We start from the raw sequence: 24,440 nt of genomic DNA, 5'->3' as shown, positions 1-24,440 counted from the left end.
GATACTGGAGGCATGACCCTTCCCGACGGCTACCGCATCATCCCGCTCGACGACCGCGCCCGTCTCGACGACGTGCTCGAGGTCGACACGTGGGCGTTCCCCATCGAGCACGGCCTCGACGAGCTGCGGCCGCTGCCCAGCCCGCTGCCCTGGGGACGGATGTGGGGCATCGAAGCCGTCGAGCCGCCCGCAGGATCCCTGGCGCCCGCGAACGCCCTCGCCGGGATGTACGGCGCCTACGACCTGCGCGCCTTCCCGGTGCCCGGCGACGAGACCGCGTGCAGTTGGGTGACCTGGGTCGGAGTGCACCCGAGCCACCGCAGGCGCGGCCTGCTCCGATCGATGATCGCCCACCACTTCGCCGAGGCGCGCGGACGCGGGGAATCGCTGTCGGTGCTCAACGCCGCCGAGGCGGGGATCTACGGCCGCTTCGGGTACGGTCACGCGGCGCCCACCCTGTCGCTCACGGTGCCGCGGGGCGCCGAGCTGCGCCCGGTGGAAGGATCCGACGCCCTCCGCGGCGAATTCCTCACCTGGGACCCCGAGGCGCACGGCGACCTCGTCGACGCGCTGCACCGCTCGGTCGCGCAGGTGCCCGCCGGGATCGGTCGCCCGGGATGGGCCACCTGGGAGACCCCGGAGCTGCGCCGCGCGCAGGACGCCGACCCGGCGATCCTGCACCGCGGCAAGGAGGCGCTGCGGCTCCTCGTCGTGAGCGACGCGTCAGGGCAGGCGCAGGGGTACGCGCGGTTCCGGCGATCCGTCAACTGGGACGGCGCGGTACCCGACGGCACGGTGGAGGTGCGAGACATCGTCGCCCTGACCCCCGCTGCGGCGCACCGGCTCTGGAGTCTGCTGCTCGACCTCGACCTCACGAACCGCGCGGCCGTCGACATGCTGCCCGTCGACGACCCGATCATGCACCTGCTCATCGACGTGCGGGCCGCCGAACCGCGCCTGCGCGACCTCGTCTGGGTGCGGATCCTCGACCTGCCCGCCGCCCTCGCCGCCCGCCGCTACGCGGCACCCATCGACCTGGTGCTCGACGTGCACGACGCGCTGATCCCCGAGAACGCGGGGCGCTGGCGCGTCACCGTGGCGGAGGCGTTCGGGCCCGCGTCCGTGGAGCGGGTCGGTGCTGGTGGTGTTCTTGGTGCTGGTGGCGCTGGTGGCGCTGCTGACCTCGTGCTCGACATCGACGCGCTCGGCGCGGCGCACCTCGGCTCGACGTCGCTCGCGGCGCTCGCGCTCGCGGGACGCGTCGAGGCGCGGGATCCGCGCATGCTGGCGGCGGCCGCCGTCGCGTGGTCGTGGCCCATCGCGGCCGGTGCCGACTGGGAGTTCTAGGCGGCTGCTGCGGCTGCTGCCTGGCAGGCCCGGCCTGCCTGGCCCGCCGAAGGAGATCCGGCGTGAGAAGGACCATTCCGCCGGATTGCTCCTTCGGAACGCGGATCTCCTTCGGACGCCGGGGCATCGAGCACCCACGAACGTTCGATGCTATTCTGGAGGAGCGCGGGGCAGTAGCCCCAAGAAGTGAGCCTGGCAGTCTTCCGGACGGTACGACGAGCCGGGCTCGCGCTCTTTCCCGGCCTATTCGGCAAGGCGTACGACGCCGCCGATCAGAGGTTCGGAGCGGCGGCGCCAATCCCCGCCGGCCTGGCAGCACCACGCAACCGCGTCGCTGACCCAGAGCAGCGGATATTCGTGCGGTGAGGCGTGATCGTAGGAGAGGCTGCGGCGGTAGTTCCTCTGATCCAAGCGTGCTCGTATGACGCGTCGGTCGGAAACCTGGACGGATTCATCGCGTTCGAGGATCAGACGCGATGCCGACGAATCGACGAGATCATCGATGAGGTGTTCGAGGCATTGGGTCCGTGCCGCGGCTGGAACCTGATGCGGTGCGATGTACACCTGAGCCGTGACGTCGAGGGCTGCCATCTCGGACAGTAGGCGTTTCCGAGAAGAATCGGATTCGCTCTTGAAATGAATGCGACGTTGACCTCTGCGGACGAGTCCGCGCAGTTTTTGGTTCGTCTCCGCGTGCGAGGAACTCGAGGTGAAGCTCGCGGCCAGGATGAACTCCCTGGCTTTTGACTCATCGACGAACACCGAGCTTCGGGCTGGAAAAGCCGCGAGGTCGGTCACTTCGCACGCCGGAGCTTGCCGTCTTTGCCTTCGCGGACGATGCCGCGTTCGACAGCGCGTGCGATCGCCGTGCTCAACGCGTTCCTCGGGTTGATCCAGGTCTGCTCGCCCCAGCGTGCGAAGAACGCCTGGTGGAGTTCTTCCCGTGTCAGACCGGAGCGGGATTCCTCCACGACGAATCGAACCATCTCGACCGATCTCACCCGGCCGCCTTCGAGGCGGAAATCGAAGTCCTCTCCTGCGGGCGCAGGCGGGAGAAGGGGAGCCGCCGACGCGTCCTGGGTCGCGTTGGATTCGTCATTGCGGGTCATCGCCTGAATTGCCTGGATAGCCTGGGCCAGATGTTCCTGGAGAGCCTGCTCTGCTGCGAGGTCCGCTTCGAGAGAGGCGAGTTTGCGGCTTGACGCGATTCGCTGGGATTCGAAGGTTCGCAGGACTGCGGGCAGTGACACATCGGACATGTGGAGAGGCTATCGCTAACATGTGGGCGGTTACAAGTTGAGCGTGAGTGTTCTGTTTGCTTCATGTGTGGATGTGGTGGGGCATGCGGTGGGCTGAGGCCGTGAGCGTGTGTGGTACCTGATCCTGATACCGCGTTCGTGTCGCTCGGTCCGCTTCCGAAGGTGATCCGGCGTGAGAAGGACGATTCCGCCGGATCTCTCCTTAGGAACGCGGATCTCCTGGGGGAGGCCCGGCGCATCCGTGCGTGAACAGCACAAGGCGCCCGGACTCCCTCGGAGCCCGGGCGCCTTGCGCTGTGCGTCTGGGTTACTCGGCGTCGACGATGCTGAGCAGCACGTGGCCGTTCGACACAGTCTGGCCGAGGGGTGCGTCGATGCCGCGCACGACGCCGTCGCGGTGCGCGTAGATCGCCTGCTCCATCTTCATGGCCTCGAGCACGACGACGAGTTCGCCGGCCTCGACCTGCTGGCCCTCTTCGACGGCGAGCTTCACGACGGTTGCCTGCATGGGGGCCGCGACCGAGTCGCCCGTCGCGGCGGAGACACCGGCGCCCTTCGCGCGCTTGGGCGCGGGACCGCGAGTGATCTGCTGGTCGGCGAGCGGGATCAGGGTGGCGGGCATGACGACCTCGACGCGGCGTCCGTCGACCTCGACCACCACGGTCTGGCGCTTCGGATCCTGCACGACGGGGGCGACCTCACCCTCCCACGGCTCGATGTCGTTGTGGAACTCGTTCTCGATCCACAGGGTGTAGACACCGAATCGACTGTCGGGCGCGGTGAACGCCGGGTCGCGGACGATCTTGCGGTGGAACGGGAGCACGGTGGGCAGGCCCTGGATCTCGAACTCGTCGAGGGCGCGGCGGGAGCGCTCGAGCGCCTCCTCGCGGGTCGACCCCGTGACGATGAGCTTGCCGAGCATCGAGTCGAATGAGCCCGAGATGACGTCGCCCGACTGCACGCCGGTGTCGACGCGGACGCCCGGGCCGAGCGGCGGACGGAAGAGCGCGACGGGGCCCGGCGCGGGGAGGAAGCCGTTGCCCGGATCCTCGCCGTTCAGGCGGAACTCGAAGGAGTGGCCGTGCGCGATCGGATCGGCGTAGTCGATGACGCCGCCCTCGGCAATGCGGAACTGCTCGCGCACGAGGTCGATGCCGGTGACCTCCTCGGAGACGCAGTGCTCGACCTGGAGGCGGGTGTTGACCTCGAGGAACGAGACCGTGCCGTCCTTCGCCACGAGGAACTCGCAGGTGCCGGCGCCCACGTAGCCGACCTCCTTGAGGATCGCCTTCGACGAGGAGTAGAGCTGCTCGATCTGCTCGTCGGTGAGGAACGGCGCGGGCGCCTCCTCGACGAGCTTCTGGTGGCGGCGCTGCAGCGAGCAGTCGCGGGTGGAGACGACCACCACGTTGCCGTGGGCGTCGGCGAGGCACTGGGTCTCGACGTGGCGGGGCTTCTCGAGGTACTTCTCGACGAAGCACTCGCCGCGGCCGAACGCGGCGACGGCCTCGCGGGTGGCCGACTCGAACAGCTCGGCGACCTCGTCGCGCTCGTAGGCGACCTTGAGACCGCGGCCACCGCCGCCGAAGGCGGCCTTGATGGCGATGGGGAGACCGACCTCGTCGGCGAAGGCGAGCACCTCGTCCGCGTTCTCGACCGGGTCGCTGGTGCCGGCCGCGAGGGGCGCGCCGACCTTCTCGGCCACGTGGCGCGCCGAGACCTTGTCGCCGAGGCGCTCGATGGCGTCGGGGCTCGGGCCGATCCAGGTCAGCCCTGCGTCGATGACGGAGCGGGCGAACTCGGCGTTCTCGGCGAGGAAGCCGTAGCCGGGGTGCACGGCGTCGGCGCCCGAGCGGCGGGCGACGGCGAGGATCTTGTCGATGACGAGGTAGGTCTCGGCGCTGGTGGTTCCGTTCAGCGCGTAGGCCTCGTCGGCGAGCTGGGCGTGCATCGCGTCGCGATCCTGATCGGCGTAGATCGCGACCGAGGCGATCCCGCTGTCTTTCGCGGCGCGGATGATGCGGACGGCGATCTCGCCGCGGTTGGCGATGAGCACTTTACGAATGCGCGACATGCTCAACAGCCTATTGGAGGGGTGGCCCCGATCCTTGGATATGCACGACAAACCTCTCGGAGAATCGTTGCCGATGGCTACAGTGCTTCGCCCTCCCCAGCGCATCTGCGCGGGATCCGTCGCGGTGGCGGTGACCTGCCGCTACGCTGGCCTCCAGACGAGCGGATCCGCTGCAGAAGCGGCTCCAGAACTCGGCACCGAACCGCGCGAAGGAGCAACCCGAATGGCACAGAACTCCGTGAACCTCGACGACCTCATGCAGCAGATTCCCCTGGGCGATCTCGCCCAGCGTTTCGGCGTCGACGAGAGCACCATGGGCGCGGCGGTACAGCAGGCGCTGCCCGGCCTGCTCGGCGGCATGGCCGTCAACGCGCAGGACGCTGAGGGTGCGGGCAAGCTCGAAGCCGCGCTCGGCAAGCACGCTCCCGCGTCCGGCACCATCGACCTCAACGCGATCGACGAGGAGGACGGCGGCAAGATCGTCAACCACGTCCTCGGCGACAAGCAGGGCGAGGTCGCCCAGGCGCTCGGCGCGAACAGCGGCGATTCGACCATCGCGAAGCTCATTCCCGTGCTGCTCCCGCTGCTCGCCCCCATCGTCATGCAGTTCCTCTCGGGCGCGTTCTCGAAGCAGCAGTCGGGCTCGGAATCGGCTCCGACCTCGGGCGGTGGCATCGGCGATCTGCTGGGCGGGCTGCTCGGTGGTGGATCAGGTGGCGGGCAGTCGGCCGGCGGTGGCCTGGGCGATCTGCTGGGCGGGCTGCTCGGTGGTGGATCAGGTGGCGGGCAGTCGGCCGGCGGTGGCCTGGGCGACCTGCTCGGCGGGCTCTTCGGCGGCAAGAAGTAGTCGCTGCCGTGGCTGCGGCCGCAGTCGCAGACGCGATCGCAGCCGCAGTTGCCGGGCCCGGGCGTCATGTTCCGGGCTCGCGCAGCGGCATCTTCTAGACTGGCGTCGTGGTCAACCCAGACATTCAGGGGCGCACGTATCCGCCCACCGAGTCCTACCAGGTCGGACGCGAGAAGGTGCGCGAGTTCGCTCGTGCCATCCTCAGCTCGGCCTCGATCCATCACGATCCCGAGGCCGCGCGCGCCGCGGGCTATGCCGACGTGGTCGCTCCGCCGACCTTCGCGGTGGTGGTGCAGGAGAGCACGCTGCAGCAGCTGCTCGCCGACCCCGAGGCGGGGATCGACTTCTCGCGCGTCGTGCACGGCGACCAGCGCTTCAGCTACACCCGGCCCATCGTCGCGGGCGACGAGCTCACCGCGACGCTCACCGTCGCATCGGTCAAGCAGCTCGGTGGCCACTCGATGGTCACCGCGTCGAGCGAGATCGTCGATGCGGACGGCGCGCACGTCGTGACCGCGCTCTCGACGCTCGTGGTGCGAGGAGGAGACGAATGACCGCTCAGACCCCGACCTTCGAGTCGCTCGCGACCGGCGACGTGTTCAGCGAGGCGACGCTCGAGCTCACCCGCGACCGCCTCGTCCGCTACGCGGGCGCATCGGGCGACTTCAACCCGATCCACTACCGCGACGACGTCGCGCAGTCGGTCGGTCTGCCCGGCGTGCTCGCGCACGGCATGCTGACCATGGGCGCGGCCGCTTCGCCCACGATCGAGCTCCTCGGCGCCGCGGCCAGCGTGGTCGACTACCAGTCGCGCTTCACCCGCCCCATCCCGGTGGATGCCGAAGCCGGCGCCGAGGTCACGGTCACCGCGACCGTCGGCCCCCTCGACGCCGAAGCCCGCACCGCGCGCTTCGACCTCAAGGTGGTCTTCGACGGGCAGACGGTGCTCGGCAAGGCGCAGCTGCTGGTGGCCTTCGCGTGACCGAGACCTCCTCGGGCGGGCACGCGGGCGCCGACCTCGCGGCCGACACGCCCTTCTCCGAGCTGACCACCATGCGGGTCGGGGGACCGGCGGAACACCTCATCGAGGCGCGCAGCTCCGACGAGCTGGTGCGTGCCGCGCTGCAGCTGTGGGAGTACGACGACCCGTGGCTGCTGCTCGGCGGCGGCTCGAACACGGTCATGGCCGACGAAGGGTTCGAGGGCACGGCGGTGCTCGTGCGCAACACGGGGATCGAACGCATCGACGCCGAACCCGGAACGGTGCGCCTGCGCGTGCAGGCCGGACACAACTGGGACGAGCTCGTCGAGACCTGCGTCGAGCACGGCTGGGCCGGAATCGAAGCGCTCTCGGGGATCCCCGGGCTCGCCGGTGCGGCCCCGGTGCAGAACATCGGCGCCTACGGCCAGGAGCTCTCCGACGTGCTCCACTCGATCACCTTCCTCGATCGCGAGATCGGTGAGGTGCTGCGCATCCCCGCCGCGGAGCTCGAGCTCGACTACCGCAGCTCCTCGATCAAGTCCGGCCGCGAGGGCGTAGTGCTCTCCATCGACCTGCTGCTCACCGAGAGCGAAGACACCGCCAACCCGCTGAGCGCCCCCATCGCCTACGGGCAGCTCGCCGACGCGCTCGGCGTCACGGTCGGCGACCGGGTGTCGATCCGCGAACTGCGCCGTTCGGTGCTGCGGCTCCGCGCCTCCAAGGGCATGGTGCTCGACGCTGCCGACCACGACACGTGGAGCGCAGGCTCGTTCTTCACCAACCCGATCATCACCGAGCGGTCCGCCCGCGGCCTGCCGACGAACGCGCCCCGGTTCCCGGTCAAGGGCCTCGAACCGGCGCCCGCCGTGACCACTTTCGAGGAGCTCGAGGCCGGCGTGCCGCTGCGCGTGCCGCCGACCCCGCAGCCCCCGCAGGTCAAGCTCTCGGCGGCCTGGCTCATCGAGAACGCCGGGATCCCCAAGGGCTTCCGGATCCCGGGCTCCGGCGCGTCCATCTCCGAGAAGCACACCCTCGCGATCACCAACCGCGGAGCGGCCACGGCCGAGGACGTCGCACAGCTCGCGCGCTTCGTGATCCAGCTCGTGCAGTCGGAGTTCGGCGTGATCCTGGTGCCCGAGCCGAACCTCATCGGCATCGAGCTGTAACCCGGGCGCCGTGCGGATCCAGATCGTGGGCCGGGGCCGCATGAGCGCGGCCCTGGCCGCCGCGCTCGCGGCCGACGACCTCGACGTCACCATCGGGAGTCGCGGCGCCGACGGCACCGGGCCCGACGGCTCGCCCGTCGACCTCGTGCTGCTCGCCGTGCCCGACGCCGCCATCGCCGACGCGGCGGCGGCCATCCGGCCCGGACCGCTGCTCGGGCACCTCTCGGGCGCGACCGGCCTCGGAGCGCTCGGAGCCCGGGACGGCTTCAGCCTGCACCCGCTGCTCACGGTCACGGGAAGCCCGACCGCGGGCGACACCGGCACGAACGGCGAAGACACGAGCGACGAAGACACCGCCTTCGCCGGCGCCTTCGCGGCGATCGACGGCACGAACGAGCACGCCCGCGCCGCCGCGGAGTCGCTCGCCGAGCGTCTCGGCCTGCGCGTCTTCCGGATCGCCGAGCGGGATCGCCCGGCGTATCACGCGGCGGCCTCGGTGGCCGCCAACTTCCTCGTCGTGGTCGAGGGCCTCGCCGAACGGCTGGCCGCCACCGCTGGCGTGCCCCGCGAGGCGCTCGCACCGCTCGCCGAGGCCGCACTCGCGAACTGGGCCCGCGAGGGCGCCGCAGCGGCGCTCACCGGTCCCGTCGCGCGCGGAGACGACGAGACGGTCGCGCGGCAGCGCGCCGCAGTCGCGGAGCGCGCACCGTCCGACCTCGACCTCTTCGACGCGCTCGTCACGGCGACGCGCGCGCTCGCCGCCCAGCAGAAAGGCTCCCGATGAAGATCGTCCGCACCGTGCAGGACCTGCGCCGCGAACTGGACGAGGCCCGGGCCGACGGGCGCGGCCGGGTCGGCTTCGTGCCGACCATGGGCGCGCTCCACGAGGGACACCTGTCGCTCGTGCGCGCGGCGCGCGCCGAGAACGACGTCGTGGTGCTGTCGATCTTCGTGAACCCGACCCAGTTCACCGAGGCCGCCGACCTCTCCGGCTACCCGCGCCAGGAGGCCGCCGACGCCGCGCTCGCCGCGGGCGCCGGCGTCGACCTGATCTTCGCCCCCGAAGCCTCCGAGGTGTACCCGAGCGGCTTCGCCACGACCGTGCACCTCTCGGGCGCTCTCACCGAGACGCTCGAGGGCGCGGCCCGCGGCGGCGCGCACTTCGACGGCGTTGCCACCGTCGTCGCGAAGCTGCTGCTCGCGGTCGGGGCCGACGCGGCCTACTTCGGGCAGAAGGACGCCCAGCAGGTGCTCGTCGTCACGCGCATGGTCGCCGACCTCGGGATCCCGACCCGGATCGTCGCCTGCCCGACCTCGCGAGACGACGACGGACTCGCCCGGTCGAGCCGCAACGTCCGCCTGAGCGCCGAGGACCGGACGCGCGCGCTCGCGATCCCGCGCGCGCTCGCGGCTGCGGCCGCGGCGGTGAGCGGCGGCGAGGCCTCCGCGGAGGCGGTGCACGGGGTCGCGGCCGCGGTCCTCGCCGACGCCGGGATCGAACCCGAGTACCTCGCGTTCGTGGATCCCGCATCGCTCGAGCCCGTACGTACGATGGACGCACCCGTGCTGTGCGCGATCGCGGCCCGTGTCGGAGAGGTGCGCCTCATCGACAACGCCGTGATCGAGCCGGTCGCCGGAACCGAAGGAGGGGCGGTATGACCCGCATCACCATTCCCGAGCTCGAGGCCAAGAAGGCTGCGGGCGAGCCCATCGTCATGGTCACGGCCTACGACTTCCCGGGCGCCCGTGCCGCCGAGCGCGCCGGCGTCGACATGGTGCTGGTGGGCGACTCGGGCGCGCAGGTCGTGCTCGGACACGACTCCACCGTCTCGGTCACCACCGACGAGATGCTCGTGCTCGCGAAGGCCGTGCGCCGCGGCACCGAGCGCGCCTTCATCGTGTGCGACGTCCCGTTCGGATCGACCGAGGTGTCGGACGCGCAGGCCGTCGAGACCGCGATCCGCTTCGCGAAGGAGGCGGGCGCCGACTCGGTCAAGCTCGAGGGCGGATCCGAGGCGAGGCTCAGTCGGATCCGCGCGATCGTCGCGGCGGGGATCCCCGTCGTGGGGCACATCGGCCTCACTCCGCAGACCGCGGTCGCGCTCGGCGGGCTCCGTGCGCAGGGGCGCACCACCGCGAGCGCCGAGCGGCTCGTCGCGGAGGCGCTCGGCGTGCAGGCCGCGGGCGCGTTCTGCCTGGTGATCGAGGCGGTTCCGGCCGAGATCACCGAGCTGCTGCGTTCCGCGCTGCGGATCCCGATCATCGGGATCGGCGCGGGTCGCGTCGACGGTCAGGTGCTCGTGCTGCACGACCTGCTCGGCATCACCGAGGGGCGCACGGCCAAGTTCGTGAAGCGCTTCGGCACCGTCGGCGACGACATGACCGCCGCGCTCTCCGCCTACGCCGCGGAGGTGCGCGCGGGGGAGTTCCCCGGGACCGAGCACCAGTACGCCGCGAGCGACGAGGCCGTCGAGGCCGCCCGCGCAACGCTGGCGGCGCTCACGGACTAGCGGTGTCGTCCGCTCAGACGGCGGCCGCCACCCGATCGAGCGCACCGCGCAGGTCCCGGATCAGGTCGTCCGCCGACTCGATCCCGACCGAGAGGCGCAGCAGGCCCGGCGTGATGCCGAGGCGCTCGTTGATCTCGGGCGCGAAGGTCGAGTGCGTGGAGGTGTGCGGGTGTAGCACCATCGAGCGGGTGTCGCCGATCCCGGTCATGCGCGAGAACAGGCGCAGCCCGTTCACGAACGCCCGCGCGCCGTCGATCCCGCCGCGCACCGTGACGCCGAACACCGATCCCGTGCGACCGTAGCCGTTGGCGTCGAGCCCGTAGTCGCGCGCCGCGAGCGCGTGGAAGCCCGACGACGGCAGGCCGGCGTAGTCGACCGAGAGCACCTCGGGCTGCCGCTCGAGCCAGGCTGCGATCCGGATCGACGAGGCGACGTGGCGCTCCATGCGCAGCGAGAGCGTCTCCATGCCCTGGTGCATGAGGAAGCCGTGCAGCGGCGACAGGGTCGGGCCGATGTCGTTGACGACGGACTCGCGCGCGGCGCGGGCGTAGGCGCCGGCGCCGAAACGGTCGAGCATCGAGGCGACCCCCGGGCGCGACGACCGCGTGATGAGCGGGAAGGATCGTCCGGCCCGCTCGGCGGCCTCCCAGTCGAAGTTGCCGCCGTCGACGATCGCGCCGCCGACCGCCGCTCCGTGCCCGGTGAGGAACTTCGTCGCCGAGTGCACGACGATGTTGGCGCCGTGCTCGAACGGGCGGATGAGCGCCGGGGTGCCGACCGTGTTGTCGACCACGAGCGGCAGGTTGTAGCGCGCCGCGACCGCGGCGATACGGCGCAGGTCGGTGATGTCGTTGCAGGGGTTCGGCACGGTCTCGGTGTAGATCGCCTTGGTGTTCGGGCGGATCGCCCGCTCCCACTCGGCGTCGTCCTCGGCGTCCCAGACGTAGTCGAACTCGATGCCGAAGCGCTTGAAGCTGCGGCCGAACAGGATCCGGGTGCCGCCGTAGACGGACGCCGTCGAGACGATGTGATCGCCCTGCTGGGCGAGCGCGAACAGCGCGGAGGAGATCGCGGCCTGCCCGCTCGACACAGCGACCGAGACGGTGCCGCCCTCGAGCGAGGCGAGGCGCTCCTCGGCGACCCAGTTCGAGGGATTGCCCTGGCGGGAGTAGATGGGTGCGTGCTCGCTGGGCGAGAAGGCCTCGCCCTCGCCGCGGGGTCCGTCGTCCTCGGCGCGCCAGTGGATGCTGCCGTCGAAGCGGCTCACCTGGTCGTCGAAGTCCTCGAAGAGGTATCCGGCGGAGAGCGCGATCGGCGGGACCCGGAGGCCGTGGTTCTTGTCGGGGTACTCGCCGGCGTGCACCTGGCGCGTATCGAAGTCGAAGCCGTCCCAGTCGTAGATCGGCTGTGCGGTGGCGGTCATTCCGTGGCTCCTTCGCGAACGGGCGGCAGTGCGGCGATGCGGTCGATGGCCGTGCGCAGGGTGTCCGGCGCGCAGGCGAGATTGATGCGCACGTGGCCGGCGCCGCCCGCGCCGAATGCGTGGCCGTTGCTCAGCGCGACCCGGGCCTCCGCGAGGATCCGCGCGTGGGGATCCTCGCCGAGGCCGGCGTCGCGGAGGTCGAGCCAGGCGAGATAGCCCGCGCGGGGCACCGTGACGCGCACGCCGGGTAGGCGGTCGGTGACGAGCTCGCGTAGCAGCGCGACGTTCGCCTCGACGGTCTCGACGGCGCGATCGAGCCAGGCTCGGGCGTCGCGGAACGCGGCGATGCTGGCGTGCACGCCGAGGATGCTCGCGCGGGATCCGACCTCCGGCGGCAGCTCATCCAGGAGTGCGGCATCGGCAGCGGTCGCGGCGATCACGAGCGAGCACTTGGTCCCCGCGAGGTTCCAGCCCTTGCTCGCCGAGGTCGCCGTGACCGAGCGGGCACCGGCGGCCTCCGCGACGGGGGCGAACGGGGTGAACGCGACGCCGCGGTGCACGAGCGGGGCGTGGATCTCGTCGGAGAGCACGAACACGTCGTGGCGCGCCGCGAGCGCGGCGAGCGCGGCCAGGGTTTCGGCCGCGTGCGCGAGGCCGTGGGGGTTGTGCGGGTTGCAGAGCAGGAACGCGTCGACGCCGGTTTCCCCGGCGAACGACGCTTCGACGGCCGCGAGATCGAGCGTCGCGGTCGGTCCGTCGGCGGAGTCGGAGACCGCCAGAGGCACCTCGACGATCTCGACCCCGAGCTCCTCGAGCATCTCGAAGAAGGAGGGGTAGGCGGGGGTCGCGAGGGCGACCCGGCCGCGCGTGCCCGTCGCGGTACCGCCGCCCGCGCGATCCGCGAGGACGAGCCGGAGCACCTCCACGACGCCGGCGCTCACGTCGGTGGCGAGGTGCACGCGTCCGGGGTCGACGTCCCAGCCCCAGCGGTCGCGCGCGAAGTCGGCGAACACCGGGGCGAGCGGGCTCTGCGCCTGTCCGTCGAGGTACCCGAAGTCCGAGGCTGCAACCCGTTCGGCGAGCGCCGAGCGGATCTCGGGGGCGACGGTGTAGTCCATCTCCGCGACGAAGAGCGGCAGCACATCCGCCGGGTAGCGGCTCCACTTCTGGCTGCTGCGCTGCGCGCGCAACGACGCGGGATCGAGCTGCGCGAAGGGGGTGCCGCTGGGGTCGGAGCCGCGCGGGCCGGGGCAGTCGGGGTCGCCGTCGGATGACATGCCCTCATGCTCGCGCACGTAGCCCGGGGCTCCCAAGGCGACGGGTAAGGCGGCGTCATACTGGGAATGCGACGCGGCGGAGTCCGCGCGGAAGGGCGGACACATGCGACGGACACGATTGGGAGCGCGGGACGCGTCGATGCTGGGCCTCGGCATGATGGGACTGGAGCCGCTCGATGACGCGCAGGTCAGAGAACTGTTCGGCACGGCCCGTGAACTCGGGGTCGATGTGTTCGACCATGCCGACATCTACGGCTCCGAGTGGCATGCGTGCGAGCGCCGATTCGGCGAGGCGCTCCGGCTCGCACCGTCCGAGCGCGACGCGATCGTGATCCAGTCGAAGTGCGGGATCCAGCGCGACGTCGGCGGCTTCGACTTCTCGGCCGAGCACATCGTGCGGCAGGTCGAGGGATCCCTGGAAGCGTTGCGCACCGACCGGCTCGACGTGCTCCTGCTGCACCGGCCCGACGCTCTGGTCGAGCCGGAGGAGGTGGCGCGCGCCTTCGCGGAGCTCGAGCGCTCGGGAAAGGTGCGCGCGTTCGGCGTCTCGAACCATACGCCCGCGCAGATCGAGCTGCTTCGGTCCGCGGTGCGTCAGCCCCTCATCGCCGATCAGGTGCAGTTCGGGCTGGGGCACGCGGGGCTCGTGGCGCAGGGCGTCGCCGCGAACATGGAGGGCCTCCCGCAGTCGGAGATGCGCGACGGCGGGCTCGTCGACTGGTCCCGGCTGAACGGGGTGCGGCTGCAGGCCTGGTCGCCGTTCCGCCGCGGTTTCTTCGCCGGGTCGCTGTTCGACCGCGACGCGCCGAAGGCCCTGCGCCAGGCGCTCCAGCGGGTCGCAGATGTGCACGGGCTCACGCCGTCCAGCGTCGCTGCGGCCTGGATCGCGCGGCACCCGGCCGAGATCCAGACGATCGTCGGCACCACCCGGCCCGAGCGGCTGCGCGAGGCCGCGGCGGGCATCGACGTCCGGCTCTCCCGGGCCGAGTGGTATGAACTGCTCGCCGCGGCGGGGTACACGATCCCTTAGGCGCGCCTAGCGCTTGCGCTGCCCCGTGAGCAGGCGCACCGCGCCCGAGACGAGGGCCTCGAGCGGGCCGCGGCGGTGCAGGGCGGCGAGGATCGCGCCGATGAGGATCGCGCCCGCGAGCTGCAGGCCGAAGGCCGGCATACCGATCGAGTACCAGGGCAGCGTGCCCGGGTCGGGAACGTCCTGCAGCATGAGCGCTTCCATCGCCGGCTGCACGAGCAGCGCGGTCGCGACCACGTGCAGCGAGTAGATGGTGAGCGGGGCGGCGCCCGCCGAACGGAACACGTTCAGTGCGAAACCGGGCTCGCGGCGCGAACGCCCGCCGTCGAAGATCGCGACGAGCAGTCCGATCACCAGCAGTGAGATGCCGACGGTGCGCAGGAGGTCGAGCGGCGATCCGGAGTGCGGGGTCGCGACGAGCATCGCCCACGGATCGGCCGAGAACGGGGCGCCGAAGGTCGGCGAGACGAGCATGGTGCGGAACATCTCGGGATCCACGCCCTCGGGCAGCACGAAGCCGAAGCGGTCGAGGTGGGCGACGACCCACATCGAAACGCCCTGCGCGGCTGCGGCGACGGCCGCACCGGTGGCGGCCGCGACGAGCGCGGTGCGGCGCAGCGAACCGCGCTCGGTGGCGGCGACGAAGACACGGGCGATGAGGATTCCGACCAGGAGGTACACGACCCACGTGACGGCCGGGTACTCGCCGGTGAGGAACAGGCCGCGGATCGCGCCGGCGGGGTCACCCGAGAACGACTCGAAGGTGACGGAGCCGCCCTCGTTTACGACGCCGAGCGCGGATCGCGCCATCGCGTTGAGCGGCGGCACCGCGACGGCGAGCACCGCGGCGATCCCCGCGATCGCCCAGGACGGGAGCAGGATCGCGGGCGCCGCGATGATCATCGCGAGGCCGTAGTAGGCGAGGACGACGACGATGGGCACCTGCATCATGCCGAGGAGCATGCCGATGAGCACGAGGATCGCGCCGCGGATCAGGATCCCGGAGATCGCCGCGCCGCGGCGGCCGTCGCGCAGCGGGGCGCGCGACGCGAAGACGAGGCTGAGGCCGCCCAGCACGGCGAACAGGGGCGCCGCGATGCCCGAGGTGAGCGTCTGCGCGACCGATCCCGCGGTCTGCTCGAACGGGCTCAGCCCGGGCAGCATGGCGGAGATCGCGACGAGGTGCGTGGCCATCATTCCGGCGATCGCGAGGAACCGGGCGAGGTCGACGCCGAAGTAGCGGACACGGGGTGCTCCGGCCGTCGCGCGGGCGGAGGTCGAAGCGGGAACGGGGACGTGGATCCGGGCCGGGCCGGTCGGCGTGCTCGTGGACATGCTTCCACCCTCTCCTGAACGGCTGGGTGCGCGCATCGGACGAGGGGGCCATCATCCGGTACTGAAGTACCGGACGGCTCTGGTCCCGGAGCGGCCGCGCCAGTACGCTCGGGGCAGGCGGGTCGCCGGAGCGGCCCGGGATGGGGGATCCCGATGGACATCGCGCTCTTCATCGCGCAGCTCGTCGTCGTGCTCGGCTGCATCGTCATGGGCACCCGGTCGAGCGGCGTCGGCCTCGGGCTCTGGGGCGGTACGGGCGTGGCGATCCTGGTGTTCGGGTTCCGCCTCGCGCCGGGCTCGCCGCCCGTGGACGCGCTGCTCATCGTGCTGTCGGTCGTGCTCGCCTCCTCGATGATGCAGGCGGCGGGCGGCATCGACTGGATGGTGTCGATCGCGGCGAAGCTCATCTCGCGCAGTCCCAAGCAGATCACGCTCGTCGCGCCGCTCGTCTCGTTCCTGTTCTCGGTCGGCGCGGGCACCTCCAACATCCTCTACCCGCTCCTGCCCGTGATCCAGGACCTCTCCTACCGCAACGGAATCCGCCCCTCGCGCCCGCTGTCGCTCTCGGTCGTCGCCACGGGCGTCGCGCTCGCCTGCAGCCCGGTCTCGGCGGCGATGGCCGCCATGGTCACGCTCACGGACACTGCACCCTGGAACTTCGAGCTCATCGACATCCTGAAGGTCACGATCCCCGCCGCGATCGTGGGCATCGTGCTCTCCAGCATCGCGGTGAACCGACTCGGCAAGGACATCGCCGACGACCCCGAGATCCAGGCGAAGATCGCGAAGGGCGAGCTCGAGGCGCCGCACGCCGACGCGCAGGAGGTCAAGGCGGCGGTGACCGTCACCGCGGCAGGGCGCAACGCGGCGCTCATCTTCCTCCTCGGCGTCGCAGCGATCGTGATCTTCGGTCTCTTCAAGGGGCTGCGTCCGCTCGATGCCGAGGGCGCGGCGATCTCCATGACCCCGGTCATCGAGATCGTCATGTTCGTGGTCGGCACCCTGATCCTGCTCGTGTCGCGCCCGAAGGTCGCCGAGATCCCCACCATGACGGTGTTCAAAGCCGGAATGGTGTCGGCGATCGCGCTGTTCGGCCTGGCCTGGCTCACCGACACCTTCCTCGGCGCGCACACGAAGCTCATCGCCGAGGGCGTCGGCGGACTCGTCACCGCGGCGCCGTGGGTCTTCGCGCTCGGCGTGTTCCTCGTCTGCGTGCTCACCACGAGCCAGTCGACGGCGACGCGCACGATCGTGCCGATCGGCCTCGCCGCCGGGATCCCGCTCGGGCTGCTCTCGGGCATGTGGGCCGGTGCGTTCGCCGGGATCTACCTGCTGCCCACCAACGGATCGCAGATCGCGGCCGCGAACTTCGACGTCTCGGGCAGCACCAAGCTCGGCACGAAGCTCGTCGACCACGCGTTCTTCCTGCCGACGCTGATCCTCGCGGTCACGACGATCGCCGCGGGCGCGCTGTTCGGGGCACTCTGGGGCGGGTAGAGCCGAGCCAGGCGATCGCGGCGAGGCCCGCGCCGATCGAGCCGATGGCGACGAGCAGCAGCGCCACCCCGGGCAGCCCGATCGCGGTGCCGAGGATCCCGGCCAGCGGGTAAGTGGCCAAGAAGCAGGCGTGGGAGAGGGAGAACTGTGCGGCGAAGACCGCCGGCCGATTCCCGCCGGTGCTGTTGCGGCGGAGGAGTCTCGAGGACGGCGTGAGAACCGTCGAAGTCGCTGCGCCGATCGCGGCCCAGAGCAGCAGGAGCGCGATCCACTGCGCAGCGCCGCTCAGCGTCTCGATCGCGACTGCTGCGGAGAGTAGGAGCACCGGAAGGGCCGCGCCTCCGACGAGCATCACCCGACGGTCGGGAAGCCGTTCGAGCAGTGCGGGCATGCCGAGCGCGACGAGCATCGACCCTCCGCCGTACGCGCCGAGCAGCAGGGCGGTGTCGGCCTGCGGCCGTTCGAGGCGGCCCTGGACGAGCACGACCGTGTTGACGATCACCATCGCCGTGGTCGTGGCGACCACCAGATTGAGGGCGAGGAGCCCGCGCAGCTCGCGGTTCCCCCAGAACACCCGGATCCCGCGGGTGAGGCGGTCGAGGAACGGCGCGGCAGGGGGTGTCTCGACGCGGGGGAATCGCGTACCGATCACCAGTGCAGCGGAGGCGAGGAAGCCGACCACGGTTCCCGCGAACAGGGCGTGGAAGCTCACCACGGTGAGGAGCGCCGCAGCGAGCAACGGGCTGACGAGCGATTCGAGGTCGTACGCCAGACGGGAGAGCGAGAGCGCTCGGGTGTATTCGCGCTCGTCGGGGAGCACCGAGGGGATCACCGCTTGGAACGCCGGGGTGAACGTCGCGGACGCCGATTGCAGCACGAAGATCAGGACGTAGATCTGCCAGGTCTCGCTCACGAACGGGAGCGAGACCGCGATGCCGGCGCGAACGAGGTCCGCGGCGACGAGCACCGTCTTCCGCGGGAGGCGGGCGGTCAGCGCCGCGGTGATCGGCGAGACGGCGACGTACGCGACCATCTTGATGGTCATGGCGATGCCGAGCACGGCTCCGGCGTCGCCCCCGGCGATGTCGAAGGCGAGGAGGCCGAGCGCCACCGTGAGCAGCCCGGTGCCGAGGAGCGCGATCACCTGCGCCCCGAAGAGCCGGGCATAGCTCGGGTTCCGCAGGACCTCGATCATGCGTCGGGGGATTCGCGCGGCCGGAACTCGGGCGGTGAGCTGTGGTGCGGGGGCAGCTGCCCGTTGGCGATGGCGTGCTCGGCCTGCTTGATCGCTTCGATCACCAGGGCCGACGCGTGCTCGTCCGTGAGCCGGTAGAGCACGCTCGTGCCCTCGTGCCGGGTGGTCACCATGCGCGCCATGCGCATGCGGGCCAGGTGCTGGGACACGCCCGACGGCTTCTTCCCGACGATCTCGGCCAGGGCGTTGACGGGGAGCTCCTCGGCGCGACGCAGCGCGAGCACGATCCGAATGCGGGTCGGGTCGGAGAGGATCCCCAGGACCTCGGCGGCGAGGTCGACGTAGTCGGATGAGGGGTCCAGGCCGCATATCTTCTTATCCGCGTTCATGCGCAGATAATAACACCGACTGCCTTCGGCAGCGCAAGCGGATGGTCGCGGTCCCGGAACGCCGCGGGGCGCCTAATCGCGGGCGCGGAACGCGTCCCAGGCGCGCTTGCAAGCGCGCGCCAGCGCATCGACCCGGGCCGGATCCTCGTCGATCCAGCCGGTGCCGGGCTCGTGCAGTTCGGCCGTCGCCGCCGGGCCGAGCAGGTACTCGCGCAGGAACTCGGCCTGCACCGCTCCGAGCCGCAGCTCGGCCGCCTCGGCGACCGCCGCCACTTCGCGGAACTGCGCTCCCGCGGCCAGGATCTCCTGGCTGCCGAGGTACGGCTGGTTGAGCGCGACGGCGTCGGACCGTTCGACCGCGAAGCCCGCGCGATGGGCGTCGGCGAGCGCGCGCAGCGCGTCGCCCGGCATGGTGGGCGGATCCGCGGGCCCGGCCGCCTCGCGCGGCTCGCCGAGCGCATCGCCGCGGTTCGACAGCGCCACGACGTCGGGCAGGCGATCCCGCTCGGCGCGCGGCACGTTCACCGCGCCGTCGCGGGTGGTCGTGGTGTTCATGGTGTCGTGGAACGAGAGCCGCGTGAACGTACCGCCGCGCGCGAGCTTCATCGTGAGGAACTGCTCGGTGAGACGGTCCCGCGTCGCCTCGTAGACCCCGAGCCCCTGCTCGGCGGTGCGCGCGAAGGCATCGACGAGGCGGGCGATCCCGGCCTCGGTATCGGGGATCTCGAGGATCGGGAAGAACGAGAACGTGACCGGGCGGATCGCGTCGACGCCGGTGAGATCGACGCGTTGCCAGGGCCCGGCCGCGCGCATCCGCTCGACGGCCTGCGCGAGGGTGCCCCGCACATCGTCGGGCTTCGGGCGGTTGGGATCGCGGATCAACCGCGGGTGCGGGTTGATGACCGCGACGATCCGCGGATCGATCTCGGCCCAGCGGCGCACCACCGCGGCGGTCGCGACGTCGCTGAAGTCGTACTGCAGGCGCTTCGTGAGCGCGGGGGAGAGGAACTCCGCGATCTCCTCGGGGATCGCGGCGCCCGAGTGGGGTGTGCTGACCAGCAGATCGGCCTGCCGGATCGCGTCCTCGAGGCTGCGTGAACCGTCGGCGCCGCCGACGAAGTGGGTGATCTGTTCGGGCGTGAAGACCGTGCCGGACGGGATGAGGTCGAGATCGGCGTCGCTCATGGCCTCAGCGTAGCCCGGCTCGTCTAGGAACGCCCGCGATTCTTCCGGCGGATCTTGCGCTCCGGCTTCTCGCCGACGTACGAGGCCGCCGAGTCGACCAGGAACCCCTGGCGCAGCGCCTCCCGGCCGATGAGCATGCGGAACACCATCTCGTCCCGGCTCGTCAGCGTCACCTCGGCGGGGACGCGCCGGCCCACCAGCTCGATGTCCATGAGCACGACGATGCGATCCTGGGAGTGGCCCGACGAGCTCCGCACGGTGCGGCGATCGTGCACCGGGAGCTCCACCCGGACGGCGTCCTCCTCCGAGTTCTGCCAGGGATGCACCTCGAAGCGGACCCACGCCACGCCGTCGCGCTCGAACTCCTCGAGCTCGGCCGCGTGCAGCGCGGAGGTCTGCGCGCCCGAGTCGACCTTCGCCTTGATCCAGGGAACTCCCGCCGCGGGCAGGCGAACCCATTCACGCCAGCCCGTCAGGGTGCTTGAATGGTGGGGTTCGATCACGCACCTATCTTGGCAGGAAACCACGTGAAACTCGCGATTCTCTCGCGCGCCCCTCAGGCGTATTCCACGCAACGACTCCGCGCGGCCGCCGAGCAGCGCGGTCACACCCCCAAGGTGCTCAATACGCTGCGCTTCGCGATCGACCTCACGAGCGACGAGCCCGACCTGCAGTACCGGGGCAAGCAGCTGAGCGACTACGACGCGATCCTGCCGCGCATCGGCAACTCGATCACCTACTTCGGCACCGCCGTGGTGCGGCAGTTCGAGCAGATGGACGTGTACACGCCCAACACCTCGAACGGGATCGCGAACGCGCGCGACAAGCTGCGCGCGATCCAGATCCTGTCGCGGCACAACATCGACATGCCCGCGACCGCGTTCGTGCGCAACCGCGCCGACGTGCGTCCCGCGATCGAGAGTGTCGGCGGCGCGCCCGTCGTCATCAAGCTGCTCGAGGGCACCCAGGGCATCGGCGTGATCCTCGCGCCGCAGGTGAAGGTGGCGGAGGCCATCATCGAGACCCTGCACTCGACGCGCCAGAACGTGCTGATCCAGCGCTTCGTCTCGGAGAGCCGCGGGCGCGACATCCGCGCGCTCGTGGTCGGCGACCGGGTGGTCGCCGCGATGCGGCGCAGCGCCGCGGGCGACGAGTTCCGCTCGAACGTGCACCGCGGCGGCACGGTCGAGGCCGTGCAGCTCGACGCGGCCTACGAGCAGACCGCGGTGCGCGCGGCGCAGATCATGGGGCTGCGCGTCGCCGGCGTCGACATGCTCGAGGGCGACGAGGGGCCGCTCGTCATGGAGGTCAACTCCTCGCCGGGCCTCCAGGGCATCGAGGCCGCCACCGGGCTCGACGTCGCGGGCGCGATCATCGACTACATCGCCGGGCAGGTGAACTTCCCCGAGATCGACGTGCGTCAGCGGCTCTCGGTGTCGACCGGCTACGGCGTCGCCGAACTCCTCATCCACTCGGGGGCGGAGCAGGTCGGCAAGACCCTCGGCGATCTGGGCCTGTGGGATCGCGACATCACGGCGCTCACGCTCCACCGCGGCGTGCAGGTGATCCCGAACCCTCGCAAGCACCAGGTGCTCGAGGCGGAGGATCGCCTGCTGTGCTTCGGCAAGCTGGAGGAGATGCGCAGCATGATCCCCGAGCGCCGGCGGCGGCGTGCGCGCGTGCGCAAGCTGTCGAAGGAGGCGCAGGAGCTCGCCGAGGGGCAGTAGGGGCCTCGGCGGCTCGGCGGTCCTGGTGGCTTCGGCGGCTTGGGCTGCTTTGGCCGCTCGAGTTATACACAGGGCGCAGACGCGCCTGGCCTGAGCCGGGGGAGCGTTCATAGCTTGGATTCACCGCAGCGGCGATCGCCGCTGTTCCGGATCCGAGCCGCAGGAGGCCCAGTGCAGTCCATTCGTCCCACCATCGGCAGCGCCTCGTGCGCCCTGACCGCCGCGATCGCACTTGTGGCCGCACTGCTCGCCTTCGGGCCGGCCGCCCGGGCCGCAGCCGCGGGTGCGGCGCCTGCCCCCGCCGTCACGGCCGCCGCCGATCAGCAGGTCCGCCTCACCGGCCCCTGGGTGATGCGGCACGCGACGAGCGACTACCCGATCCAGCACGGTGCCCAGCGCATCGCCTTCGTCAACGGTGGCAGGCCCGAGCAGGCGATCACCGCGGAGTTCCCCGGGGTCGGCAGGCACGGGCCGATCACCTCCGGGTCGGAATGCCTCACGCTCCTGCCGACGAACCACGTCGGGTTCACCGAGTGCAGCGGTGCAGCCGATCAGGTCTTCGCGCTCGTGCCGCAGCAGTTCGACTCGCACGCGGGTGCGCGCATCGTGTCGGCGCTCCGACCGGGCGACTCGCTGCAGCTCTACGGCGTCTGGAAGATGGAATCCGACGCGTGGTCGACGGGCGGCACGTCCTCCGAAGCCGTCGAACTGCTCGACACTCGGCTGCTGGCCGAGGCGAGCGGCGAGGCGTCGCTGCGTATCGAGGGGCCAGTCTCGGGCGAGACCGTCGACACCGCGACTCCCGTCGTGTTCGGGGCCGCCGAGCCGGGCGCCACGGTCATCCTGACCGGCTCCGACGGAACGGAACTCGGTCGGGCCGTCGCCGGGGCGGACGGTGCCTGGGCGGTGGAACTCCCAGAACTTCCCGACGGCGCGCACACCGTGACCGCCCGGGCCGAGGGCGGCACCGGCGAATCGGTGTCGTTCTTCGTCGCGACGGAATCGGCCGAGACACCGGCGCAGGCGGGAGCCTTCGCGGGGGTCCTGCTGGCGCTCACCGCTGCAGGGCTACAGGGCGTGCGGCGGCTGCGGCGGGTGCGCGGTCTCGCTCGTGCGGCCGGTTAGCCCTTGTGCGCCAGCAGCTGGAACTCGACGAACCCCTTGGGCTCCACCTTCACGAATCCGAGGCTGGGCGCTTCGACGCCGTAGTCGGCGAACGTGATCGGGATCTGCCCGGCGATCTGGGTCTGCGAACTGTCCGAGCGAACCTCGACCTCGAACGTGACCGACCGCGTCTTGCCCGCGAGCGTCAGGTCGCCCGTCACCGACTGCTTCACGGTTTCGCCGGCCTTCGGGGCGGCTGCCGGCTTCGCCGCTTTCGTCAGCACGAGGGTGGCCTTCGGGAACCGATCGGTGCGCAGCGCCGTCGAGCGGAAGTAATCGTCGCGATTCTGGCTGTCGGTCGCGATCGACGCCACATCGACCGAGAGATCCGCCTTCGTGAGCGTCAGATCCTGTACCGTCAACGACCCCGTCACCTCGGAGGTTCTGCCGGTCACGGTCACGTCGGTGCCGTTCAGCACCTCGTTCACCCGGTACCCCGCCTCCGAACCGGAGCCCACGGACCAGACTCCATCGACATCCGCCGCCGAGAGACGGCCGGTCGGGGTGCTGCTGAGCGTGCCGGGGCCCGCCGAGATGGTCGGCACGGCGTCCGCCGGCTTCGCGATCACGTCGCGGTACACGATCGGCCCTCCGATCGCCACAGCACCACCGATCAGTACCAACGCGACGGCGGAGCCGATCAGCACCTTGGTCCGTCGTCTCATGCGCCAGCCCTCCGCAGAATCCTTCGAGAAACAAAAAGTCGACGGCGACGCCTCCACCGCACCTGCGGTGAATACGACCCCGTAGCAACTACTCTCACGTGAAAACCCATGGGCAGGCTGGGAGCCCGCTCCACAAGCGGAGAGAAACGAGCGCGATGCGACAGCCGTAAACTTGAGCGGTGAGCAGCAGCGCCTTCGAGATCCGTCCCATCCGCCCCGAAGAACACACCGCGGAAGCCGATCTGTTGCACCGGGCGTACGCCGCCGGCCCCTACGCCGCCGACCTCGACGGCAACGAAGCGTGGCTCGCCACCGAGCGCGACACCGCCGGACGCGATGCCGCCGGGCGCGTGCTCGTCGCCGCTCGCACCGAGGCCCCCGGCGAAGTGGTCGGTGCGGTCAGCGTGCTCCGCGGCGGAGGCGCGTACACCAAGCTCGCGGCACCGGGCGAAGCCGAACTCCGCCTCGTCGCCGTCGACCCGGCGGCGCAGGGCTCAGGACTCGGCGCCGCGCTCACCCGCGCCGGCACCGAGTTCGCCCTGCGGTGGGGCGTCGACGCGATCCGTCTCGACACCGGCGAACGCAACCCCGCCCAGCACCTCTACGCGAAGCTCGGCTACGAGCGCACCCCCGAACGCGACACGAGTCTCGCGGACGGCGGATACGGAGGATCCCTCACCTACGCCTACCCCCTAGGCGGCGACGCCGCGGGCCCGATCGATACGAGCGTGCGGGTGCGCGAGATCCGGAGCACCGACGTCGAAGCGGTCAGCGCGCTCGTGCTCGCTGCGTACCGGGACACCTACGAGGGGCTCGACTCGGGCTACCTGCACGAGATCGCGGACGTCGCCGGACGCATGCGCGACGGCATCGTGTGGGTCGCCGAGGACCGGGACAGCGGCGAACTGCTCGGCACGATCACGACGCCCCGCCCCGGGAAGACGCTCAGCGACGTCGCGCGCCCCGGCGAGCTCGACATCCGCCTCCTCGGTGTCGGCGCCGCGGCCCGCGGACGCGGCATCGGCGAACGGCTCACCCGGCTCGGCATCACCCTGGCCCGACTCCGCGGCAACAGTCGGCTCGTGCTCAACACCGGCCTGATGATGGAACCCGCCTGGAGGCTCTACGAGCGCCTCGGCTTCGAGCGCCTCGTCGACCGAGAGCGCCAGTTCACCCGACCCGACGGCACCGTGGTGCACCTGCTCGCCTACGGATACGACGTCTAGATCCCGGGGCTGAAACTCGGACGGGGTTCGGCCTCGCCTCTGGCTTGGGCCTGGGTCGGGACTCGGGGGCGTCGGGAGGGGAGGCCCCGAGCGTGTGTGCGCTCGCCGCAGGTCGTCGAGTGGCGTCAAACTCCTGGATTGC

At 71.1% G+C, this 24,440-nt stretch carries 24 protein-coding genes; 13 read left to right on the top strand and 11 right to left on the bottom strand.

Going from position 1 to position 24,440, the window contains the following annotated elements; all coding sequences use genetic code 11:
- Positions 1–12 precede the first annotated feature (12 nt).
- Positions 13–1,347: an enhanced intracellular survival protein Eis gene (eis, locus tag XM48_RS12045; RefSeq protein WP_046456074.1), complete on the top strand. Its 1,335-nt coding sequence runs from the start codon at positions 13–15 to the stop codon at positions 1,345–1,347.
- 243 nt (positions 1,348–1,590) lie between these two features.
- Here eis and XM48_RS17980 read toward each other — a convergent pair whose 3' ends face one another.
- The 3 genes from XM48_RS17980 to XM48_RS12030 all read right to left on the bottom strand — a co-directional run bounded on the left by XM48_RS17980 (position 1,591) and on the right by XM48_RS12030 (position 4,680).
- Positions 1,591–2,145, bottom strand: coding sequence for a hypothetical protein (locus tag XM48_RS17980; RefSeq protein WP_046456073.1), 555 nt, complete (start codon positions 2,143–2,145; stop codon positions 1,591–1,593).
- Positions 2,142–2,606 carry a hypothetical protein gene (locus XM48_RS12035; RefSeq protein WP_156175053.1) on the bottom strand — a complete coding sequence of 155 codons (465 nt, stop codon included), beginning with the start codon at positions 2,604–2,606 and terminating at the stop codon, positions 2,142–2,144. Before XM48_RS12035 ends, XM48_RS17980 begins: the two co-directional genes overlap by 4 nt.
- A gap of 307 nt (positions 2,607–2,913) precedes the next feature.
- Positions 2,914–4,680, bottom strand: coding sequence for a biotin carboxylase N-terminal domain-containing protein (locus tag XM48_RS12030; protein ID WP_046456071.1), 1,767 nt, complete (start codon positions 4,678–4,680; stop codon positions 2,914–2,916).
- A 223-nt stretch (positions 4,681–4,903) separates the two neighbouring features.
- Between XM48_RS12030 and XM48_RS12025 the strand changes: the two genes are divergently transcribed.
- The 7 genes from XM48_RS12025 (at position 4,904) to panB (ending at position 10,185) form a co-directional block, all read left to right on the top strand.
- Entirely contained in the window at positions 4,904–5,527 is a 624-nt protein-coding gene (locus XM48_RS12025) for a DUF937 domain-containing protein (RefSeq protein ID WP_046456070.1), read from the top strand.
- A 107-nt stretch (positions 5,528–5,634) separates the two neighbouring features.
- Complete coding sequence (locus XM48_RS12020; protein WP_046456069.1) at positions 5,635–6,081, top strand: MaoC family dehydratase N-terminal domain-containing protein; 447 nt, start codon at positions 5,635–5,637, stop codon at positions 6,079–6,081.
- Entirely contained in the window at positions 6,078–6,509 is a 432-nt protein-coding gene (locus tag XM48_RS12015; protein ID WP_046456068.1) for a MaoC/PaaZ C-terminal domain-containing protein, read from the top strand. Before XM48_RS12020 ends, XM48_RS12015 begins: the two co-directional genes overlap by 4 nt.
- Before the next feature lie 71 nt (positions 6,510–6,580).
- On the top strand, positions 6,581–7,675 hold the full coding sequence (locus XM48_RS12010) for a UDP-N-acetylmuramate dehydrogenase (protein ID WP_046456117.1): 1,095 nt from the start codon (positions 6,581–6,583) through the stop codon (positions 7,673–7,675).
- A gap of 10 nt (positions 7,676–7,685) precedes the next feature.
- Complete coding sequence (locus XM48_RS12005; RefSeq protein ID WP_046456067.1) at positions 7,686–8,459, top strand: DUF2520 domain-containing protein; 774 nt, start codon at positions 7,686–7,688, stop codon at positions 8,457–8,459.
- The gene (gene panC, locus XM48_RS12000; protein ID WP_046456066.1) at positions 8,456–9,334 is read left to right on the top strand and encodes a pantoate--beta-alanine ligase; all 879 of its coding nucleotides are present in this window, start codon (positions 8,456–8,458) and stop codon (positions 9,332–9,334) included. The genes XM48_RS12005 and panC overlap by 4 nt, the downstream gene beginning before the upstream one ends.
- Complete coding sequence (panB, locus tag XM48_RS11995; RefSeq protein ID WP_046456065.1) at positions 9,331–10,185, top strand: 3-methyl-2-oxobutanoate hydroxymethyltransferase; 855 nt, start codon at positions 9,331–9,333, stop codon at positions 10,183–10,185. The genes panC and panB overlap by 4 nt, the downstream gene beginning before the upstream one ends.
- 13 nt (positions 10,186–10,198) lie before the next feature.
- Here panB and XM48_RS11990 read toward each other — a convergent pair whose 3' ends face one another.
- Together XM48_RS11990 and XM48_RS11985 are read right to left on the bottom strand one after the other, a co-directional pair.
- A complete protein-coding gene (locus XM48_RS11990; protein WP_046456064.1) occupies positions 10,199–11,608 on the bottom strand; it encodes an O-acetylhomoserine aminocarboxypropyltransferase/cysteine synthase family protein in 1,410 nt (469 codons plus the stop codon).
- The gene (locus tag XM48_RS11985) at positions 11,605–12,885 is read right to left on the bottom strand and encodes a MalY/PatB family protein (RefSeq protein ID WP_084821154.1); all 1,281 of its coding nucleotides are present in this window, start codon (positions 12,883–12,885) and stop codon (positions 11,605–11,607) included. Before XM48_RS11985 ends, XM48_RS11990 begins: the two co-directional genes overlap by 4 nt.
- 103 nt (positions 12,886–12,988) lie before the next feature.
- On the opposite strand from XM48_RS11985, the gene XM48_RS11980 reads away from it, so the two are divergent.
- Positions 12,989–13,915, top strand: coding sequence for an aldo/keto reductase family oxidoreductase (locus tag XM48_RS11980; protein ID WP_046456063.1), 927 nt, complete (start codon positions 12,989–12,991; stop codon positions 13,913–13,915).
- A 6-nt stretch (positions 13,916–13,921) separates the two neighbouring features.
- Here XM48_RS11980 and XM48_RS11975 read toward each other — a convergent pair whose 3' ends face one another.
- On the bottom strand, positions 13,922–15,250 hold the full coding sequence (locus XM48_RS11975) for a heparan-alpha-glucosaminide N-acetyltransferase domain-containing protein (RefSeq protein WP_046456062.1): 1,329 nt from the start codon (positions 15,248–15,250) through the stop codon (positions 13,922–13,924).
- A gap of 153 nt (positions 15,251–15,403) precedes the next feature.
- Between XM48_RS11975 and XM48_RS11970 the strand changes: the two genes are divergently transcribed.
- Positions 15,404–16,747, top strand: coding sequence for an anaerobic C4-dicarboxylate transporter (locus XM48_RS11970; RefSeq protein WP_046456061.1), 1,344 nt, complete (start codon positions 15,404–15,406; stop codon positions 16,745–16,747).
- Here the strand turns inward: XM48_RS11970 and XM48_RS11965 are convergent.
- The 4 genes from XM48_RS11965 to XM48_RS11950 all read right to left on the bottom strand — a co-directional run bounded on the left by XM48_RS11965 (position 16,698) and on the right by XM48_RS11950 (position 20,019).
- Positions 16,698–17,942, bottom strand: a complete 1,245-nt coding sequence (locus tag XM48_RS11965) for an MFS transporter (protein ID WP_046456060.1) — start codon at positions 17,940–17,942, stop codon at positions 16,698–16,700. The genes XM48_RS11970 and XM48_RS11965 overlap by 50 nt on opposite strands.
- On the bottom strand, positions 17,939–18,331 hold the full coding sequence (locus tag XM48_RS11960; RefSeq protein ID WP_046456059.1) for a metalloregulator ArsR/SmtB family transcription factor: 393 nt from the start codon (positions 18,329–18,331) through the stop codon (positions 17,939–17,941). The genes XM48_RS11965 and XM48_RS11960 overlap by 4 nt, the downstream gene beginning before the upstream one ends.
- A 72-nt stretch (positions 18,332–18,403) precedes the next feature.
- Positions 18,404–19,516 (bottom strand): N-formylglutamate amidohydrolase, encoded by a 1,113-nt coding sequence (locus XM48_RS11955; RefSeq protein WP_046456058.1) that lies wholly within the window; start codon positions 19,514–19,516, stop codon positions 18,404–18,406.
- 23 nt (positions 19,517–19,539) lie between these two features.
- Positions 19,540–20,019 carry a RimK/LysX family protein gene (locus tag XM48_RS11950; protein ID WP_046456057.1) on the bottom strand — a complete coding sequence of 160 codons (480 nt, stop codon included), beginning with the start codon at positions 20,017–20,019 and terminating at the stop codon, positions 19,540–19,542.
- A 24-nt stretch (positions 20,020–20,043) separates the two neighbouring features.
- Between XM48_RS11950 and XM48_RS11945 the strand changes: the two genes are divergently transcribed.
- Together XM48_RS11945 and XM48_RS11940 are read left to right on the top strand one after the other, a co-directional pair.
- Positions 20,044–21,243 (top strand): RimK family alpha-L-glutamate ligase, encoded by a 1,200-nt coding sequence (locus tag XM48_RS11945; RefSeq protein WP_046456056.1) that lies wholly within the window; start codon positions 20,044–20,046, stop codon positions 21,241–21,243.
- Between the two features lie 171 nt (positions 21,244–21,414).
- Positions 21,415–22,368 (top strand): Ig-like domain-containing protein, encoded by a 954-nt coding sequence (locus XM48_RS11940; protein WP_046456055.1) that lies wholly within the window; start codon positions 21,415–21,417, stop codon positions 22,366–22,368.
- Here the strand turns inward: XM48_RS11940 and XM48_RS11935 are convergent.
- On the bottom strand, positions 22,365–23,072 hold the full coding sequence (locus tag XM48_RS11935; protein ID WP_046456054.1) for a YceI family protein: 708 nt from the start codon (positions 23,070–23,072) through the stop codon (positions 22,365–22,367). The two genes, XM48_RS11940 and XM48_RS11935, sit on opposite strands and share 4 nt — an antisense overlap.
- Positions 23,073–23,251: 179 nt before the next feature.
- Between XM48_RS11935 and XM48_RS17060 the strand changes: the two genes are divergently transcribed.
- A complete protein-coding gene (locus XM48_RS17060; protein WP_052961489.1) occupies positions 23,252–24,298 on the top strand; it encodes a GNAT family N-acetyltransferase in 1,047 nt (348 codons plus the stop codon).
- The last annotated feature ends 142 nt before the right edge of the window (positions 24,299–24,440 follow it).

The organism is Leucobacter sp. Ag1, assembly GCF_000980875.1.
In the GTDB taxonomy this organism is placed as follows: Bacteria; Actinomycetota; Actinomycetes; order Actinomycetales; family Microbacteriaceae; genus Leucobacter; species Leucobacter iarius.
The sequence above is the reverse complement of the archived record's forward strand: the minus strand, read 5'-3'. Positions and strand labels throughout refer to the sequence as shown.

What these genes read in the sequence shown, in the direction of transcription:
- eis (WP_046456074.1), top strand. Translation starts at nt 13, where the DNA reads ATGACCCTTCCCGACGGCTACCGCATCATCCCGCTCGACGACCGCGCC.
- XM48_RS12035 (WP_156175053.1), bottom strand. Translation starts at nt 2,606, where the DNA reads ATGTCCGATGTGTCACTGCCCGCAGTCCTGCGAACCTTCGAATCCCAG.
- XM48_RS12030 (WP_046456071.1), bottom strand. Translation starts at nt 4,680, where the DNA reads ATGTCGCGCATTCGTAAAGTGCTCATCGCCAACCGCGGCGAGATCGCC.
- XM48_RS12025 (WP_046456070.1), top strand. Translation starts at nt 4,904, where the DNA reads ATGGCACAGAACTCCGTGAACCTCGACGACCTCATGCAGCAGATTCCC.
- XM48_RS12015 (WP_046456068.1), top strand. Translation starts at nt 6,078, where the DNA reads ATGACCGCTCAGACCCCGACCTTCGAGTCGCTCGCGACCGGCGACGTG.
- XM48_RS12010 (WP_046456117.1), top strand. Translation starts at nt 6,581, where the DNA reads ATGCGGGTCGGGGGACCGGCGGAACACCTCATCGAGGCGCGCAGCTCC.
- panC (WP_046456066.1), top strand. Translation starts at nt 8,456, where the DNA reads ATGAAGATCGTCCGCACCGTGCAGGACCTGCGCCGCGAACTGGACGAG.
- panB (WP_046456065.1), top strand. Translation starts at nt 9,331, where the DNA reads ATGACCCGCATCACCATTCCCGAGCTCGAGGCCAAGAAGGCTGCGGGC.
- XM48_RS11990 (WP_046456064.1), bottom strand. Translation starts at nt 11,608, where the DNA reads ATGACCGCCACCGCACAGCCGATCTACGACTGGGACGGCTTCGACTTC.
- XM48_RS11985 (WP_084821154.1), bottom strand. Translation starts at nt 12,885, where the DNA reads ATGTCATCCGACGGCGACCCCGACTGCCCCGGCCCGCGCGGCTCCGAC.
- XM48_RS11980 (WP_046456063.1), top strand. Translation starts at nt 12,989, where the DNA reads ATGCGACGGACACGATTGGGAGCGCGGGACGCGTCGATGCTGGGCCTC.
- XM48_RS11975 (WP_046456062.1), bottom strand. Translation starts at nt 15,250, where the DNA reads ATGTCCACGAGCACGCCGACCGGCCCGGCCCGGATCCACGTCCCCGTT.
- XM48_RS11970 (WP_046456061.1), top strand. Translation starts at nt 15,404, where the DNA reads ATGGACATCGCGCTCTTCATCGCGCAGCTCGTCGTCGTGCTCGGCTGC.
- XM48_RS11965 (WP_046456060.1), bottom strand. Translation starts at nt 17,942, where the DNA reads ATGATCGAGGTCCTGCGGAACCCGAGCTATGCCCGGCTCTTCGGGGCG.
- XM48_RS11960 (WP_046456059.1), bottom strand. Translation starts at nt 18,331, where the DNA reads ATGAACGCGGATAAGAAGATATGCGGCCTGGACCCCTCATCCGACTAC.
- XM48_RS11955 (WP_046456058.1), bottom strand. Translation starts at nt 19,516, where the DNA reads ATGAGCGACGCCGATCTCGACCTCATCCCGTCCGGCACGGTCTTCACG.
- XM48_RS11935 (WP_046456054.1), bottom strand. Translation starts at nt 23,072, where the DNA reads ATGAGACGACGGACCAAGGTGCTGATCGGCTCCGCCGTCGCGTTGGTA.